The following is a 15989-nucleotide window of genomic DNA, read 5'->3' as shown; positions in this document are numbered from 1 at the left end:
TTCCAAGGACGTTCCCGATGGCCGATTACGATTATGACCTCTTCGTCATTGGCGCCGGCTCGGGCGGGGTGCGCGCGTCGCGGATCGCTTCGGCGCATGGCGCGAAGGTGGCGGTCGCCGAGGAGTTCCGCGTCGGCGGCACCTGCGTGATCCGCGGCTGCGTCCCCAAGAAGCTGCTCGTCTATGGTGCGCATTTCGCCGAGGATCTGAAGGACGCCAAGCGCTTTGGCTGGCAGGTTCCCGATTGCGATTTCGACTGGGCGACGCTGCGCGACAACGTTCTCGGCGAAGTCGATCGCCTCAACGGCCTCTATGGCCAGACGCTCGCCAACAACAATGTCGACGTCATCCTCGAGCGCGCCACGGTCTCGGGCGCCAACGAAGTCACGCTCGCCAGCGGCAGGAAGATCAGCGCGAAGTACATCCTCATCGCCACCGGCGCGCACCCGCATTCGCCCGAATTCCCCGGCAGCGAGCATGGCATCACGTCGAACGAGGTCTTCCACCTCGAAGCGCTGCCCCGCCGGATCATGATCGCCGGCGCCGGCTATATCGCCAACGAGTTCGCCGGAATCTTCAACGAATTCGGCACCAAGGTGACCCTGATCAACCGCTCGGACGTGATTCTTCGGGGCTATGAGGAGGCGATCCGCGACCGCCTGCTCCAGATCTCGCTGACCAAGGGCATCGAATTCCGTTTCAATTCGGAATTCGAGAGCATCGAGAAGCTCGACAGCGGCTGTCTCAGGGTCAAGACCTCGGGCCATGATCCGGTCGAAGTCGATTGCGTGCTGTTCGCCACCGGCCGCGTGCCCAACACGATGGGGCTGGGCCTCGCCGACGTCGGCGTCGAGCTCGACGACAAGGGCGCGGTCAAGGTCGATGCCGACAACAAATCCTCGGTCGACTCGATCTATGCGGTCGGCGACGTCACCAATCGCGTCCAGCTGACCCCAGTCGCCATCCGCGAGGGCCAGGCGTTCGCCGACACGATCTTCGGCAACAAGCCGCACCGGGTCGATTATGACTGCATCCCCAGCGCCGTGTTCAGCCATCCGCCGATGGCCGGGGTCGGCATGACCGAGAGCCAGGCGCGCAACAAGCTCGGCTCGGTTTCGGTCTACACCTCGGATTTCCGGGCGATGAAGAATGTGCTCGCCAACCGCAACGAGCGCGCGCTCTACAAGATGGTCTGCGACGCCGCGACCGGCCGCGTCGTCGGGCTGCATCTGATCGGCCCCGACGCCCCCGAAATCCTCCAGGCGGCGGCGATCGCGGTCAAGGCCGGACTCACCAAGGACCAGTTCGACCAGACCGTCGCACTGCACCCGTCGATGGCCGAGGAACTGGTGCTGATGAAATAGCTAGGGTGCGGGCGTCGGATTCGCCTTCAGCCGCTGGCCCGCTTCCGCCGCCTCCACCGCGCGGACACGCGTTTCGAGGGCGTCGATATCGGCGTCGCGCAGCGTCACATTGCCCATCCGCATCTCGAGCGCGTCCATGCGCTTTTCGAGCTGGCGAAGCCGGATATCGCCTTCCATCTGATCGACTTCGGCAGCGAGCGCGTTGACCTCAGCAGGCTGGTTGCCGGGCGGCTCCTTGCCCGGCCCCTGCCCGCACGCGGCCAGCAGCAAGGCCAGGGGCAATACCGTCCTCATGCCTCCTCGCGCAGCATCGCATCCGCCTCGTCGAGCGGCACGTTGCGGGTGTGGCGCGACAGCCAGGTGCTGGTCGCCAGATCCCAGGTGACGTTGCCGACGGTGCGCATGATGTCGGGGATCGTCTCGACCGCCACCAGCAGCCCGAGCGGCGCGATCGGCGCGCCGATCGCCGAGGAGACCGGCGCGATCGCGCTGACATAGCTGACCGTACCCGGCAGGCTGACCGAGCCGAGCGAGGTCAGCGTCGCGACGACGGTGCCGACGATCAGCGTCGGCACGCTGAGCGGCACGCCGAACCATGAGGCGACATAGATCGCCACCGCGAAGTTCATCGCCGGGCCGGTCGCGCGGAAGATCGCCACCGCCAGCGGCAGCGTCACGCCCGAGACCGCGACCGGCACGCCCAGCTTGCTCGCGCCCTCGATCATCACCGGCAGCGTCGCCAGCGAGCTTTGCGTGCTGAGTGCCACCGCTTGGCTGGGCAGGGCCGCGCGCGCATAGCGCCCGAACTTCAGCCGCCCGCCGAAGATCGCGACCGGATAGGCGAACAGGGCGACGACAAAGCCGACCGCCGACACCGTCACGATATAATGGAGCAGCGCGCCGAACGCGCCCGTCCCGGCCTTGGCCCCGACCACCAGCGCCAGCGCGCCGACGCCGATCGGGCCGATCCACAGCACCCAGTTGATCACCACCAGCATCACGTCGCGGATCGCCGCGAAGAAATTGACGAGCAATTTGCCGGCCTCGGCGATCACACGGGTGATCGCGAAGGCGAAGATCAGCGAGAAGATGATCAGCGACAGGAAGGCGTTGTCCACCGCCGCCTTGACGATGTTTGACGGGATGATCGCCGCGAGGAACTCGCCGAGCGGAGGCACCTCGCCGACCTGCTCGGCCCCGGCCAGCGCCGCGCGCAGGCTCGCCGCCGATTCCTGCGGTAGCGGCCAGAGCTGGAGGAACAGCGGCGTCAGGATCGCAGCCGCCGCCGCCGACAGCGCCAGCACCACCACGTAGAGCAGGATCGCCCGCCCCGCGAGCCGCCCGGCCTGCGCCGCCTCGGCGGTCGCGGTCACGCCGGTGATCAGCAGCGCCACCACCAGCGGCACGATCGTCATCTGCAATCCGTTGAGCCAGGCCTGCCCGAGCGGCTGGACATAGTCGGCGACGGCCAGACCTTGCTGCGGCGCATAACCGGCGAACAGCGCCCCGACGATGAGCCCCGCGACCAGGGCGAAAAGGATACGCATCGCCTGTGGCTTGTTCGGATCGCCAAGCAGGAATTTCAGGGATTGGAAGATCAGCGACATGCTCGCCCTTTTCGGTTCGCGGCGCTATTGCTCGCCGCATTGATCCCAACAAGGCCGCGAGAGCTCGGTAATGGCAAGAAAATATTTCGGCACCGACGGAATCCGGGGCGCGACCAACGCCCACCCGATGACCGCGGCGATGGCGATGAAGGTCGGCATGGCCGCCGGCGCCCACTTTCTGCGCGGCGAGCACAAGCACCGCGTCGTCATCGGCAAGGATACCCGTCTGTCGGGCTATATGCTCGAAAACGCGATGGTCGCGGGGTTCACTTCGGTCGGCATGGACGTGGTGCTGGTCGGCCCAATGCCGACCCCGGCGGTGGCGATGCTCACCCAGTCGATGCGCGCCGATATGGGCGTGATGATCTCGGCCAGCCACAATCCATACCGCGACAACGGCATCAAATTGTTCGGCCCCGATGGCTACAAGCTCTCCGATGCGGATGAGCTGGCGATCGAAGCGATGATCGACGGCGATGTCCCGCTGGCCGCGCCCGAGCAGATCGGCCGCGCCCGCCGCGTCGAGGATGCCCGCGGCCGCTATATCCACGCCGCCAAGATGACCTTCCCCGAGGATCTGACCCTCGACGGGCTCAAGATCGTCGTCGATTGCGCCAATGGCGCCGCCTATCAGGTCGCCCCGTCGGCACTGTGGGAGCTGGGCGCCGAAGTCGTCGCGATCGGCGTCACCCCCAACGGCAAGAACATCAATGACGGCGTCGGATCGACCGCGCCGACGACCCTGTGCGAGACCGTCGTCGCCAGCGGTGCGCATCTCGGCATCGCCCTTGATGGCGATGCCGACCGGCTGATCCTCGTCGATGAGAATGGCAAGGTCATCGACGGCGACCAGCTGATGGCGACGATCGCCGGCGGCTGGGCGCGGCAGGGCAAGCTCGCCGGCGGCGGGCTGGTCACGACGGTGATGTCGAACCTCGGTCTGGAGCGCCATCTCGCCGCGCAGGGCCTCGGCATGGTCCGCACGGCGGTCGGCGACCGCTATGTTCTCGAGAAGATGCGCGCCTCGGGCTATAATGTCGGCGGCGAGCAATCGGGACACATCATCCTTTCGGACTATGCCACGACTGGTGACGGCCTCGTCGCCGCGCTGCAGGTGCTCGCCGAGATCGTCCGCGCCGGGGCGCCGGCCAGCGAAGTCCTCCACCGCTTCGATCCGCTGCCGCAGGTCCTCAAGAATGTCCGCTTCAAGGGCGGCAAGCCGCTGGAAGACGCCGCGCTCAAGGCGGCCATCGCCGCCGCCGAGGCCGAGCTCGAAGGTCGCGGCGGCCGCCTGCTGATCCGCGCCTCGGGCACCGAGCCGGTGATCCGGGTGATGGCCGAGGGCGACGAGCCGGGCCATGTCGAAACCGTCGTCGATCGCGTCTGCGACGCCGTGCGCGAGGCCGCCGCCTGATGCTGGAAATGCGCCCCGATTGCGAACGCTGCGGCACCGCGCTTCGCGCCGACCAGCCCGGCGCGTTCATCTGCTCGATGGAATGCACCTGGTGCGCGGTATGCGCCGATGCCCTCGATGAGCGCTGCCCCAATTGCGGCGGCGAACTGATGGACCGGCCGACCCGCGTCGGCGCGACGCTGGCGCGCTATCCGGCCTCGACCGAAGCGCGCTTCAAGGGCGACGCGTGACTCCGCGAATCCTCATCATCGCCGGCTCGGACTCCGGCGGCGGCGCCGGCATCCAGGCCGATATCAAGACCGTCACCATGCTCGGCGGCCACGCCATGACCGCGATCACCGCGATCACCGCGCAGAATACGTTGGGCGTAGACGGCGTCCATCCGATCCCCACCAGGATGGTCGTCGACCAGATCGACGCGGTAGTTCGCGATCTCGGCGTCGACGCGGTCAAGATCGGCATGATCGGCTCGGCACGAACCGCCCTCGCCGTCGCGGAGAAGCTCGCCGAACTGCCTGGTGTGCCGGTGGTGTTCGATCCGGTGATGGTCGCGAGCTCGGGCGCCGCGCTTGCCGACGAGGCGACCATCGCCGCCTTCGAGCGGCTGATGCGGGTCGCCACCGTCGTCACCCCGAACCTGCCCGAACTGGCCGCTCTCGGCGGTGATGCCAGGGCACTGGTCAAGGCGCATGGCTGCGCGGTGCTGGTCAAGGGTGGGCATGCCGGCGGCGAGCAGGTCACCGACCGGCTCTATTCGTCGGATCCAGAGGACCCGCCCGAGATCGACTGGACCAATCCGCGGATCGACAGCACCAACAGTCACGGCACCGGCTGCACCTTGTCCTCGGCGATCGCCTGCGGGCTCGCCGCCGAATGGGACTTGCCCGAGGCGGTTCGCCGCGCCCGCCGCTTCGTCCGCATCGCCATGCGCGAGGCGCCCGGATTGGGTCGCGGTCACGGCCCGATGGGGCATCAGTCGGTGCGGCTCGACACCAATATGAGCTTCTTCGAGCCGATGCTGAACCAGGTGACGGTCCCCGCCGACGACATCGCCGCGAGCGAGAAATTCTACCGGCTGCTGGGCCTGCGCCAGATCGTCCGCGCGAGCCCACGCTATGCCCGCTTCGAAACCGAAGGCGGCGCGACCTTCTCGATCGAGGCGCGCGACGAGACGGCGCGCGGCCCGGTTGTGTTCTTCGAATGCGGCGATCTCGACGTCACCGTCGCCTATCTCCAGCAACAGGGCTTCAGGTTCGAATCCGAACCCCGCGACGAAAGCTGGGGCTGGCGCGAGGCGCGGCTGCGCGATCCCGCCGGCAACCCGATCTGCCTCTATCAGGCTGGCGAAATGCGCCGCTTTCCGCCATGGCGGCTAGGCGATGCCTGACCTGAAATTCGAACGGAAATACCAGCGCTCGCATGGTGGACCCGTCGCCGGCGTGGACGAAGCCGGGCGCGGGCCCTTGGCGGGTCCGGTGGTCGCCGCGGCAGTCGTGCTCGACCCCAAATGCATCCCGGAGGGGATCGACGATTCCAAGGCCCTCACCGCCGGCAAGCGCGAACGCCTCTGCGCCGAGCTGCTCGCCTGCGCCAGGGTCGGCCTGGGCATCGCGACGGTCGAGGAGATCGATTCGCTCAACATCCTCTGGGCGACGATGCTGGCGATGCACCGCGCGGTCGATGCGCTGGGCTTCGTTCCGGCAATGGTGCTGGTCGACGGCAATCGCTGCCCCAGATGGCCGCACACCAGCCAATGGGTGATCGGCGGCGACGCGCTCTGTCTCTCGATCGCCGCCGCCTCGATCGTCGCCAAGCACCGCCGCGACTGCATGATGGCCGAACTCGACGCGCTTCACCCCGGCTATGGCTGGGCCAGCAACAAGGGCTATGCCGCCAAGGTCCACCAGGAGGCGCTCCGCACCCTCGGCCCCACGCCGCACCACCGCAAGAGCTTCGCCCCGGTCGCGCAGGCGCATTTCGATTTTGGACGGTCGATCGCAGCCGAGTGAACTATTTGGCTGTCGATCGTTGACAATCTGAATTTCGATTCCCTCCGCAAATAGAGACCAAATCGAACGCAAAACCGATGGACTCCTGCGGACCTCAATCTAGCCTGTAGCTGCCTTTCCGAAGTCGAATCGAACGGCGCGTTGCGTGCGGTTGTGTAAATCCGATCAGCAATTTGCCGGGATCGCTTCGTATGAACTCGAAAGATTTAGCCAGAATCCTGGAAGAGGCTTCGAACAAACTTGCCGAGAACGGGATAGACCCGGCATTTATCGACGATTTGAGGCATGATGCGCTTCTCAATGAAGTCGTCGGCAAATGGCCTCCCGACATCGAACATCTGCCGAGCGCGCCGGAACTGAAGATCCAGGCCGATCAACTTGCCGTTGCCGGTGCTGAGCTGGCCAAGGCGGGCGAAGTGGACATCGCCCTGCAACTGACCGGCCTGGCCGGCCAAGTCAGCATGGCTGCCGGCATCATCGGAAAATGGCCAAAGGGATCAGCGGACCGATGACCGACACGCAGCCTGTCGTGCCGCCTGTCGTGCCGCCTGTCGGCGGGTACAGGGTCTGGCCGGCCGACGCCAATGGCAATCTCGTCAAGGCCGAGACCATCGATAAGGAGCCACCCGATCCCTCGGCGCGGGAAGCGGTCGATATCTATTTCGGCATTCCGGCCGGTCCGCCGCCCAGGGATCAGCGCGATCTCCAGACGGCGATCGACGACGCGCTGGCCGTCGTGCGAACGCTGTACCTCGCCGAAAACGGCACACAGCTGCCGATGTTTCGCCCCTATTATACGCGGCTGTTTCTGATCGCGCAGATGGGTTTGGAAAACAACGCGATGCCCGAGGTCGCCAAGGCGGCACTCGATCGCGTCGCCGCCGATCTGATCGATGCCGAAGGCACGCGCATCAAGAACCAGCGGCTCATGCATCTCGGCCAGCGCGCCCTGGCGCTTTCGGCCCTCTTCCTGCTCTCCTATCTTGCGATCGCGCTCGTGGCCGGCACATCGGCGGTGTTCACGGCCATCCATGTCGATCCGCTTACCGCACAGTGCTTCATGATGCTGTGGGTCGGATGCCTGGGCGGCGTCTGGTTGTCCTATGCGATCAGGACGACGACCTTCACACTGCGTGACCTGATCGCCACCGATACGGACCGCCTGCTTCCGCTAACGCGCCTGATATTCGCGGGGCTGCTGACGACCATCCTCGGCCTGCTTCTGGCGAAGGGATTCGTCAACGCTGAGGTTGGCGGCAAGGGGCTGACCGGCTTCGCACAAGATCCGGCGCTGGCGCTGCTACTCGGACTGTTTTGCGGCATAAGCGAACTGTTGCTGCCGACCATGGTGGGCAAGCGCGCGCAGAATTGGATCGGCAAGCTGCAATGATGGTGTCGCGGATCAGTCGCTGAGTCTTTTCCGCCACACACCATCCCTAGTGCCTGTGGATAAGTTTCCGCCCCAACCTGTGGATAAGTTCCCCCGACGTTCCACAAGTTAACGGAATCGCAGGCTTTTTCGTTAACCAATGTTCGCTTGACGAGAGACCGTTTCAGCACCGAAACCGGCCGTCCGGGCAAGGGAAGAGGGTTAATGGGGGTTCTTGAAAAGGGCAGGATTCGCGCGGCCACGTCGCGCGCATGGGTAGACACGCTGCCGCTCGACACCATCATCCAGCAGGATTGCATCGCCGCGATGCGCGCGTTGCCGGCCAAATCGGTCGACTGCATCTTCGCCGATCCGCCCTACAACCTCCAGCTTGGCGGCGACCTCAACCGCCCCGATGGCAGCCATGTCGACGCCGTCACCGACGAATGGGACAAGTTCGATTCGCTCAAGGCCTATGACCAGTTCACCCGCGAATGGCTGACCGAAGCCCGCCGCATCCTCAGGGACGACGGCACGATCTGGGTGATCGGCAGCTATCACAACATCTTCAAGGTCGGCTCGGCGATCCAGGATTTGGATTTCTGGATCCTCAACGACATCATCTGGCGCAAGGCCAATCCGATGCCCAATTTCAAGGGCACGCGCTTCACCAACGCCCATGAAACCCTGATCTGGGCGAGCACCGGCGAGAAGGCCAAATACACCTTCAACTATCGCTCGATGAAGACCCTCAACGACGAATTGCAGATGCGCAGCGACTGGGAATTCCCGATCTGCGGCGGCCCCGAACGGCTCAAGAAGGACGGCCACAAGGTCCATCCGACCCAGAAGCCCGAGGCGTTGCTCTACCGGATTCTGCTCGCCAGCACCAAGAAGGGCGACGTGGTCCTCGACCCGTTCTTCGGCACCGGCACCACCGGCGCCGTCGCCAAGCGCCTCGGCCGCCGCTGGATCGGTATCGAGCGCGAGGGCCAATATGTCGCCGCCGCACAGGAACGCATCGACGCCGCCTTGCCGCTCGACGAATCGGCGCTGACGACGATGCAGGCCCCCAAGGCCGCGCCGCGCGTCGCTTTCGGCCAGCTGGTCGAGAACGGCTATCTCAATCCCGGCACCGTGTTGACCGACGCCAGGCGCAAGCACCGCGCCGTGGTCGGCGCCGACGGCTCGCTCAAATGCGGCGACGCCACCGGCTCGATTCACAAGGTCGGCGCCGCGATCCAGAACGCGCCGTCGTGCAATGGCTGGACCTATTGGCATTACGAGGCCGCCGACGGCCTCAAGCCGATCGACACGATCCGCCAGACCTATTTGCTGGCGACGCAGCCCTGACTTCTCTCGTACTCCTGCGAAAGCAGGAGTCGAAGGTTCCAAGCGTAGCGCCTGCGACTCTGGGCTCCTGCTTTCGCAGGAGCACTGATAAGGCGTGCGCATGATCGATCTCCCACCCAGCCCCAAGCTCTACCTCCGCCCCGTCCAGTTCGCCGACACGCCGGTGAACCGCGACGGTGAGGTCGCGCGGCTGGCCGGCGGGCTGAGCTGGTTCGCCGGCTATGAGCTGATCGCCAGCGAAGGCGGCAAGCGCGTTCTCCAGCAGACCTTCCCCGTCGCCGGTCTGCCCGACGATCCGCGCGTCCAGGCCATCGCCGCGCGCATCTCCGCGCCTCGCCCCCCGCTGCAACTCGGCGAGCGCACCATCCGGCTCGATCAGCCACAGGTGATGGGCATTCTCAACGTCACCCCGGACAGCTTCTCCGACGGCGGCAAGCACATCGCCGATCCAGCCGGCGCCGCGCAGACCGGCACCGATATGGCCGTCGCCGGCGCGGCGATCATCGATGTCGGCGGCGAATCGACTCGCCCGGGTGCCGCCGATGTCTGGGAAGGCGACGAGATCGCCCGGACCGTGCCCGCGATCGAGCGTCTCGCCCGCAGCGGCGCCGCCGTCTCGATCGACACCCGCCGCGCCGCGGTGATGGAAGCCGCGCTCGCCGCCGGCGCCCATCTCGTCAACGATGTCGCCGCCTTGCTCTATGACGAGCGCGCGCTCGAAGTGGTGGTCAATGCAGCCTGTCCGGTGGTGCTGATGCACTCGCCCGATCCCGCCAGGGGGCCGCACGGCGATGGCGGCTATCGGGACGTCCTGCTCGACGTCTATGACTGGCTCGAAGCCCGCGTCGATGCGGTCGCCGCCGCAGGTGTCGATCGCACGAAGATCCTGATCGATCCGGGCATCGGCTTCGGCAAATCGCTTGCAGACAATCTCGCGCTGCTGAACGGCCTTGCCCTGTTCCACGGCATCGGTTGCCCCCTCGTCCTCGGCGCCAGCCGCAAGCGGATGATCGGCGCGCTTTCGCATGAGGCTCCCGCCGACGCCCGGCTGGGCGGCAGCGTCGCCCTCGCCCTCAAGGGTGCCGATCTCGGCGCACAGATCCTTCGCGTCCACGACGTTCCCGAAACGGTTCAGGCGCTCCGCGTCTGGCGGGGCCTGCGCGACGCGGCGCTGATCGCCCGATGATCCGTCGCCAGCTACTGCGCCTGTTCGGGCTGGGCGCCACCGCCAGCCTCACCGGCAAGGCGACCGCCCAAGCGGCACCCGACTGGTCGAAAATCCCCTATCCCCGCATCGAGACGCGCGGGAGGGACGCGCTCGCCACCTGGACGCGACTGCGCGCCGAGGGACAAGGCTGGCCGGTAATCATCGGCGATGACGAGGCGCTGCGCTTCGTCGCCGAACAGTTCGCCGAAAGCGGGTTCGTCGAGGACGGCGAGCCGCGCGATCCCGCCGCGATCGTCCGCGCCTCCACCGATGTCCGCCTCCCCGACGCGCTGCGCCGAGCCTATGCCGATCAGGGCACGCCCGAAGACCCGATGCCGCCGCTCGCGCATGGCGAATGGCCGGCGCAGGCGCCGCTTGAGCCGGGCCTGACCGTCGCCAGCGATGTACTGACCGGCAAGCCGCTCGCCCGTGTCCATATCCTCGTCTTGCCGATGCGGAACGGCTTCGAGGCTCCTGCCTATCTCAAATGGGGCGGCTGGAACGAATGCCCCGCTCAGGAGGTCCATGTCGCGGTGCTGCGGCGCTGGCACGAGCGATACGGCGCCGAGCTGATCGGGATCAGCAACGACGTGCTCAATCTCCGCGTCGCCCGCCGCCCCGCCACCCGCGCCGATGCACTCGCGCTCGCCGAAGAGCAGACCTATTATTGCCTCGACATCGTCGATCAGGGCGTCGGCTCGGTCGCCGCGCTCGCCGCCAGCCTGATGGTCAGCGAATGGTGGTATTTCTGGTGGGACTGATCGCCGGGCCGGGAACGCCGCGCCGCGAGCGCGGTTGATCGCGCAAAGGAGAATTTCAATGCACCTGCCCCTTCTCATCGCCCTGCTCGCCGCGCCTTTGCCGGCGCTCGCCCAGGGCATTGGCAGCCCTGAAGCCGCCAGCGGAGTCATCCAGACCTATTACGCCGCGATCGACCGCGGCAATTTCCGCGGCGCCTATCAATTATGGGATGGCGACGGCCGCGCCAGCGGCAAGAGCTACGCCAATTTCCGCAACGGCTTCGCCGCCACCGCGCATACCCGCGTCACCACCGGTACTCCCCGCAATGGCGACGCCGGGATGAGCCAGCGCTGGATCGACGTGCCGGTCAATGTCTGGGCGACCCTCAAGAACGGCAAGCGCCAGCATTTCACCGGCTATTATCGCCTCCGCCGTGTCATCGAGGGCGTCAGCGCCAATCCGCGCGACAGCCGCTGGCACATCGCCTCGGCCAGATTGATGCTGGCGCGCTAGGCGGGAACATCGACCATAGCGGCGGGGTCGACGGCGCGCCTATAGCCCCAGTCGGTCCGCACCGTCGCCCCGCCCCGCCGGATCGATTCGAAGATCGCCTCCATCAGCCGCACGTCCTGCAGCCCTTCCTCGCCGGTCGAGACCATCGGCACCTTGCCGCGCACGACATCGGCCATCCAGTCCATCTCGCGGGCGAACTGGTCGATGTCGGGAAGCTTCACTTCGCCCTGATCGGGATGGCTGAAGATATCGAGCTTGATCCCGCCATAATAGGCGCCGGGATCCGATCGGATGCGGGCATTCTCGCAGAACACGTCATATTTCATGCAGCCGCCATAGGAGAAGCTGGTCGATCCGTGCGCCAGCGCGCCCGACGGGAATTTGAACTGCCAGGAGATCAGGTCCTCCACATCCCTGAAGCGCGGATCGCTCTTGTCGGTATGCGCCCAGGCGCGGACTTCGGTCGGCTCCTCGTTCAGCAGGTAGCGCGTGCCGTTGATCCCATAGATGCCCATGTCGGTCAGCGCCCCGCCGCCCGACATCTTCCTGTCGAGCCGCCAGACATCGCTCGGGTCGCTGAGCGATGATTGCCGCCCCATCTCGGTGACGACCAGCCGCGGCTTGCCGTATCTGCCGGATCGCACCCGGCGCATCGCCTCGAGATTGTGCGGCTCGTAATGGCAGCGATAGGCGATCATCAGCTGGCGCTTGGCCTGCTTCGCCGCCGCGATCATCGCCTCGCAATCGGCAATGCTCGTCGCCATCGGCTTCTCGCACAGCACATGCTTGCCCGCCTTGAAGGCACGGATCGTGTATTCGGCATGCATCGAATTGGGCAGGACGATATAGACCACATCGATCCGCGGATCCTGCGCGATCCGGTCGTACTCGGCATAGCTGTAGACTGCGTCGGCGCCGAGCCCGTTCTCGGCCGCGACCCGCGCGCCCTTGGCGGGATCGCCGGTCACCACCGCGGCGAGCTTGCAGCCCTTGCTGTTCCTGAGTCCCGGCACGAGCTGGTTGAGCGCGAGCTTGCCGAGGCCGACCAGCGCGAAGCCGAGCTTCTCGTCCTCGGGCAGTTTCGGCAGCGCGGACGGCGCCGGCGCGGCGGAGGCGGAGCCGGCGATCGCGGCGGAGGCGATGCTGAGTTCGATCAGTTCACGGCGGGACAACCGGGTCATGGGCCTCTCCTCGGACAGCGCGTCAGCGCTTGTCCGAGTTATAGCCGGCTATGCCGCATTGGCCAGCGCTGTCAGGCCGCGCTCTGGTCTATCCCCAGCTCGCCAAGCTTGCGGTACAGCGTCGAACGGCCGATGCCGAGGCGGCGCGCCACTTCGGTCATGCGTCCGCGATAATGGCCGATCGCCAGGCGGATCACGTCCGCCTCGATCTCGTCCAATGCGCGCAGATTGCCGTCAGGACGGAACAGCGTCACCCCGGCATTGCCCGATCCCGGCTGCTGCGAGCCGGTGCCCGTCGGGCGGCCGGCGGCGAGCGAGGCGATCTGCGGGAAATCGCCGCGGGTCAGCCCGTCGCTGTCGCAAAGCACGGCGGCGCGGAACAGGGCGTTCTGGAGCTGGCGGACATTGCCCGGCCAGTCATAGGAACCCAGCAACTGCAGCGCATCATCGGTGATCCCCAGCGGCCGCAGCCCCGGCTGCTCGGCGATCCGGCCGAGCAGATGGCGAGCCAGCGCCGGAATATCCCCGCTGCGCTCGCGAAGCGGCGGGATCGTCACCTGGACGACGTTGAGGCGGTAATAGAGATCTTCGCGGAAGCGCCCGGCCTCGACTTCGGCCAGGAGCGGCTTGTTGGAAGCGGCGATGACGCGGACATCGACTTCGCGCGGATGGCGCGCGCCCAGCGGCTGGATCTCGCCCGATTGCAGTACGCGCAGCAATTTCACCTGCGCCTCGAGCGGCATCTCGCCGATCTCGTCGAGGAACAATGTCCCGCCATCGGCTTCGACGAAGCGCCCGATCTTGCGCTCGAACGCGCCGGTGAACGCGCCCATCTCGTGGCCGAACAATTCGGATTCGACGAGGTTGGCTGGGATCGCGCCGCAATTGACGCAGGTCATGTCCTTCTTGTTGCGCGGGGACGCGGCGTGCACCGCCTCGGCGACGACGGCCTTGCCGACGCCGCTCTCGCCTTCGATCAGCACCGGCACGCGCGCGCGCGCCGCCTTGGCGGCGATCGCCAGCGCTGCGCGGAACAGCGGCGCCGAACCGACGATCTCGTCGAACGCCAGGCTGGCGGTCAGTTTCTCGGTGAGCGGGCGCAGTTCGCCCGCGGTCTTGCCGCCGACCGCCGCGTCGAGCGCGGCGAGCAGCCGTTCGGAAGCCAGCGGCTTGACCAGGAAATCGGTGGCGCCGGCGCGCATCGCGTTGACGGCGGTGGCGACCGAATTGTTGGCGGTGAGCATCAGGATCGGCAATTGCGGACGGCGCGCGCGCAGCTCGGCGATCAGCGTCGCGGCATCGGCGTCGGGCGAAGCGTGATCGAAGATCACCGCGTCCAATGCCATGCCGTCGGGCGTGCCGAGTTGCGCGATTCCCGTCTCCGGGTCACCCGCGAAGATTGTGCGCCATCCGCGGCGCGCGGCGATTGCGGCGACGAGGCGGCGCTGGGCCGGTTCGTCGTCGATCAGCATCAGGAGGCGCTGGCCGTTGCGCGTCATAGTGTCCCCATCGTCCCGTTTCAGGTCGCTGAGGTTACAACGGCAGGGTAAAGGCGGACTTAAGCCTGTGCGCTAACGCAAATTTCCCCATGGGCTTGAGGGGCGGGAGTCGCGTCGCTAAGGTCCGCGGCGACATTCGCGTTCAGGAGAGAGACCGCATGGCCGACGATAACGGCATGGACTATCCGGCCCATCAGAATACCTGGGGCGGTTTCACCGCGATGATGACCTGGGGAACGGTGGCGTGCGCGCTCGTCGCCGCGCTCGTGATCTTCCTGATCTCCCGCTAGCGTGAAGATCGCGGTCCTCAAGGAAACCGCCGCTGGGGAGCGGCGCGTTTCCGCGACGCCCGAGACCGTCAAGAAATATATCGGGCTCGGCGCAACCGTCACGGTCGAGAAGGGCGCGGGCGATGCCGCCTCGATCGCCGATCCCGATTATGCCGCCGCCGGCGCCACGCTCGCCAGCCGCGCCGATGCGCTGAAGGACGCCGATATCGTCCTCGGCGTCGCCGGCCCCGATCCCAAATCCTTGAAGGGCCTCAAGCAAGGCGCATGGCTCGTCGCGGGTCTCAATCCGTTCGGCGAGCGCGCCCGGGTCGATGAATATGCCGCCTTGGGCGCGGAGGCGCTGGCGATGGAGTTCATGCCGCGCATCACCCGCGCGCAATCGATGGACATCCTATCCTCGCAATCGAACCTCGCCGGCTACAAGGCGGTGCTCGACGCGGCGGGCGAATATGGCCGTGCCTTCCCGATGATGATGACCGCGGCGGGCACCGTCTCCGCCGCCAAGGTCTTCGTGATGGGCGTCGGCGTCGCCGGGCTGCAAGCCATAGCCACCGCCCGGCGCCTCGGCGCGCAGGTTTCCGCCACCGACGTCCGCGCCGCGACCAAGGAGCAGATCCTGTCGCTGGGTGCCAAGCCGATCTTCGTCGAGGCGGTGAAGGGCATCGAAGGCGAGGGCACCGGCGGCTACGCCACCGAAATGTCCGACGAGTACAAGGCGGCGCAGGCCGAGCTGGTCTCGTCGCACATCGCCAAGCAGGACATCGTCATCACCACCGCTTTGATCCCCGGCCGCCCCGCGCCCCGGCTGATCAGCGACGCCCAGATCGCCAGCATGCGCCCGGGCAGCGTCATCGTCGATCTCGCGGTCGAAGCGGGCGGCAATGTCGAAGGCGCGGTCGCCGGCGAAGTCATCGAGAAGCACGGCGTCAAGATCGTCGGCCACAAGAATGTCGCCTCGCGCCTCGCTTCGGACGCGTCCGCGCTGTTCGCCCGCAACCTGTTCAACTTCCTCTCGGCCTTCTGGGACAAGGAAGCCGGCAAGCCCGTCCTCGACGAGGAGATCGGCAACGCCGTGCGGATCACCCAGGGCGGCAAGGTCGTCAACGAGAGGCTGCTCGGCTGAGCGCACAAAAGGGGGCGCTAGAATATGGACTTCATCTCGATCCTGTCGATCTTCGTGCTGGCGTGTTTCGTCGGCTATTATGTGGTGTGGTCGGTCACGCCGGCGCTGCACACGCCGCTGATGGCGGTGACCAACGCGATCTCCTCGGTAATCATCGTCGGCGCGCTGATCGCCTCGGCGGCCACCGGCCTCGGCAATGGCGGCGCGATCTCGAAATGGCTCGGTCTGCTCGCGGTGGTGATGGCCAGCGTCAACATCTTCGGCGGCTTCGCGGTCACCGCGCGGATGCTGGCGATGTACAAGAAGAAGGCGCGCTGAG

General features: G+C 66.6%; 18 protein-coding genes. 14 read left to right on the top strand and 4 right to left on the bottom strand.

The annotated features are described in order from the left end of the window. Positions 1 to 17 precede the first annotated feature (17 nt). Positions 18 to 1364 (top strand): glutathione-disulfide reductase, encoded by a 1347-nt coding sequence (gorA, locus tag KF730_RS00575; RefSeq protein ID WP_294091523.1) that lies wholly within the window; start codon positions 18 to 20, stop codon positions 1362 to 1364. On the opposite strand, the gene KF730_RS00570 is transcribed toward gorA, so the two are convergent. Together KF730_RS00570 and KF730_RS00565 are read right to left on the bottom strand one after the other, a co-directional pair. Further along, positions 1365 to 1658, bottom strand: a complete 294-nt coding sequence (locus tag KF730_RS00570; protein ID WP_294091522.1) for a hypothetical protein — start codon at positions 1656 to 1658, stop codon at positions 1365 to 1367. Beyond that, a complete protein-coding gene (locus tag KF730_RS00565) occupies positions 1655 to 2971 on the bottom strand; it encodes a dicarboxylate/amino acid:cation symporter (protein WP_294091520.1) in 1317 nt (438 codons plus the stop codon). Before KF730_RS00565 ends, KF730_RS00570 begins: the two co-directional genes overlap by 4 nt. Before the next feature lie 70 nt (positions 2972 to 3041). Between KF730_RS00565 and glmM the strand changes: the two genes are divergently transcribed. The 10 genes from glmM (at position 3042) to KF730_RS00515 (ending at position 11577) form a co-directional block, all read left to right on the top strand. Further along, positions 3042 to 4385 (top strand): phosphoglucosamine mutase, encoded by a 1344-nt coding sequence (gene glmM / locus KF730_RS00560; RefSeq protein ID WP_294091519.1) that lies wholly within the window; start codon positions 3042 to 3044, stop codon positions 4383 to 4385. Beyond that, positions 4385 to 4615, top strand: a complete 231-nt coding sequence (locus tag KF730_RS00555) for a DUF1272 domain-containing protein (protein ID WP_294091518.1) — start codon at positions 4385 to 4387, stop codon at positions 4613 to 4615. The genes glmM and KF730_RS00555 overlap by 1 nt, the downstream gene beginning before the upstream one ends. After that, the gene (gene thiD, locus KF730_RS00550) at positions 4612 to 5772 is read left to right on the top strand and encodes a bifunctional hydroxymethylpyrimidine kinase/phosphomethylpyrimidine kinase (RefSeq protein WP_294091517.1); all 1161 of its coding nucleotides are present in this window, start codon (positions 4612 to 4614) and stop codon (positions 5770 to 5772) included. The genes KF730_RS00555 and thiD overlap by 4 nt, the downstream gene beginning before the upstream one ends. Then, positions 5765 to 6394, top strand: a complete 630-nt coding sequence (locus KF730_RS00545; protein ID WP_294091516.1) for a ribonuclease HII — start codon at positions 5765 to 5767, stop codon at positions 6392 to 6394. The genes thiD and KF730_RS00545 overlap by 8 nt, the downstream gene beginning before the upstream one ends. 191 nt (positions 6395 to 6585) lie before the next feature. Beyond that, on the top strand, positions 6586 to 6906 hold the full coding sequence (locus KF730_RS00540; protein WP_294091515.1) for a hypothetical protein: 321 nt from the start codon (positions 6586 to 6588) through the stop codon (positions 6904 to 6906). Next, positions 6903 to 7784, top strand: a complete 882-nt coding sequence (locus KF730_RS00535; protein ID WP_294091514.1) for a hypothetical protein — start codon at positions 6903 to 6905, stop codon at positions 7782 to 7784. Before KF730_RS00540 ends, KF730_RS00535 begins: the two co-directional genes overlap by 4 nt. 204 nt (positions 7785 to 7988) lie before the next feature. Next, positions 7989 to 9116: a site-specific DNA-methyltransferase gene (locus KF730_RS00530; protein ID WP_294091512.1), complete on the top strand. Its 1128-nt coding sequence runs from the start codon at positions 7989 to 7991 to the stop codon at positions 9114 to 9116. A 100-nt stretch (positions 9117 to 9216) separates the two neighbouring features. Further along, positions 9217 to 10302: a dihydropteroate synthase gene (folP, locus tag KF730_RS00525; RefSeq protein ID WP_294091510.1), complete on the top strand. Its 1086-nt coding sequence runs from the start codon at positions 9217 to 9219 to the stop codon at positions 10300 to 10302. Continuing rightward, entirely contained in the window at positions 10299 to 11084 is a 786-nt protein-coding gene (locus tag KF730_RS00520) for a DUF4253 domain-containing protein (protein WP_294091509.1), read from the top strand. Before folP ends, KF730_RS00520 begins: the two co-directional genes overlap by 4 nt. 58 nt (positions 11085 to 11142) lie before the next feature. Continuing rightward, a complete protein-coding gene (locus KF730_RS00515; protein WP_294091508.1) occupies positions 11143 to 11577 on the top strand; it encodes a hypothetical protein in 435 nt (144 codons plus the stop codon). Here the strand turns inward: KF730_RS00515 and KF730_RS00510 are convergent. Together KF730_RS00510 and KF730_RS00505 are read right to left on the bottom strand one after the other, a co-directional pair. Then, a complete protein-coding gene (locus KF730_RS00510; protein WP_294091507.1) occupies positions 11574 to 12758 on the bottom strand; it encodes a Gfo/Idh/MocA family oxidoreductase in 1185 nt (394 codons plus the stop codon). The genes KF730_RS00515 and KF730_RS00510 overlap by 4 nt on opposite strands. 71 nt (positions 12759 to 12829) lie before the next feature. After that, a complete protein-coding gene (locus KF730_RS00505; protein WP_294091506.1) occupies positions 12830 to 14257 on the bottom strand; it encodes a sigma-54 dependent transcriptional regulator in 1428 nt (475 codons plus the stop codon). Between the two features lie 158 nt (positions 14258 to 14415). On the opposite strand from KF730_RS00505, the gene KF730_RS00500 reads away from it, so the two are divergent. The 3 genes from KF730_RS00500 to KF730_RS00490 are packed head-to-tail and all read left to right on the top strand — an operon-like array spanning position 14416 to position 15988. Continuing rightward, complete coding sequence (locus tag KF730_RS00500; protein ID WP_294091505.1) at positions 14416 to 14547, top strand: aa3-type cytochrome c oxidase subunit IV; 132 nt, start codon at positions 14416 to 14418, stop codon at positions 14545 to 14547. A gap of 1 nt (position 14548) precedes the next feature. Continuing rightward, complete coding sequence (locus tag KF730_RS00495; protein ID WP_294091503.1) at positions 14549 to 15670, top strand: NAD(P) transhydrogenase subunit alpha; 1122 nt, start codon at positions 14549 to 14551, stop codon at positions 15668 to 15670. A 24-nt stretch (positions 15671 to 15694) separates the two neighbouring features. Next, positions 15695 to 15988: a proton-translocating transhydrogenase family protein gene (locus KF730_RS00490; protein WP_294091502.1), complete on the top strand. Its 294-nt coding sequence runs from the start codon at positions 15695 to 15697 to the stop codon at positions 15986 to 15988. Position 15989 lies beyond the last annotated feature (1 nt).

This window comes from Sphingomonas sp., from assembly GCF_019635515.1.
Lineage (GTDB): Bacteria > Pseudomonadota > Alphaproteobacteria > Sphingomonadales > Sphingomonadaceae > Sphingomonas.
Note: the sequence above shows the minus strand (reverse complement) of the source record. Positions and strands in the feature narration are given on the sequence as shown.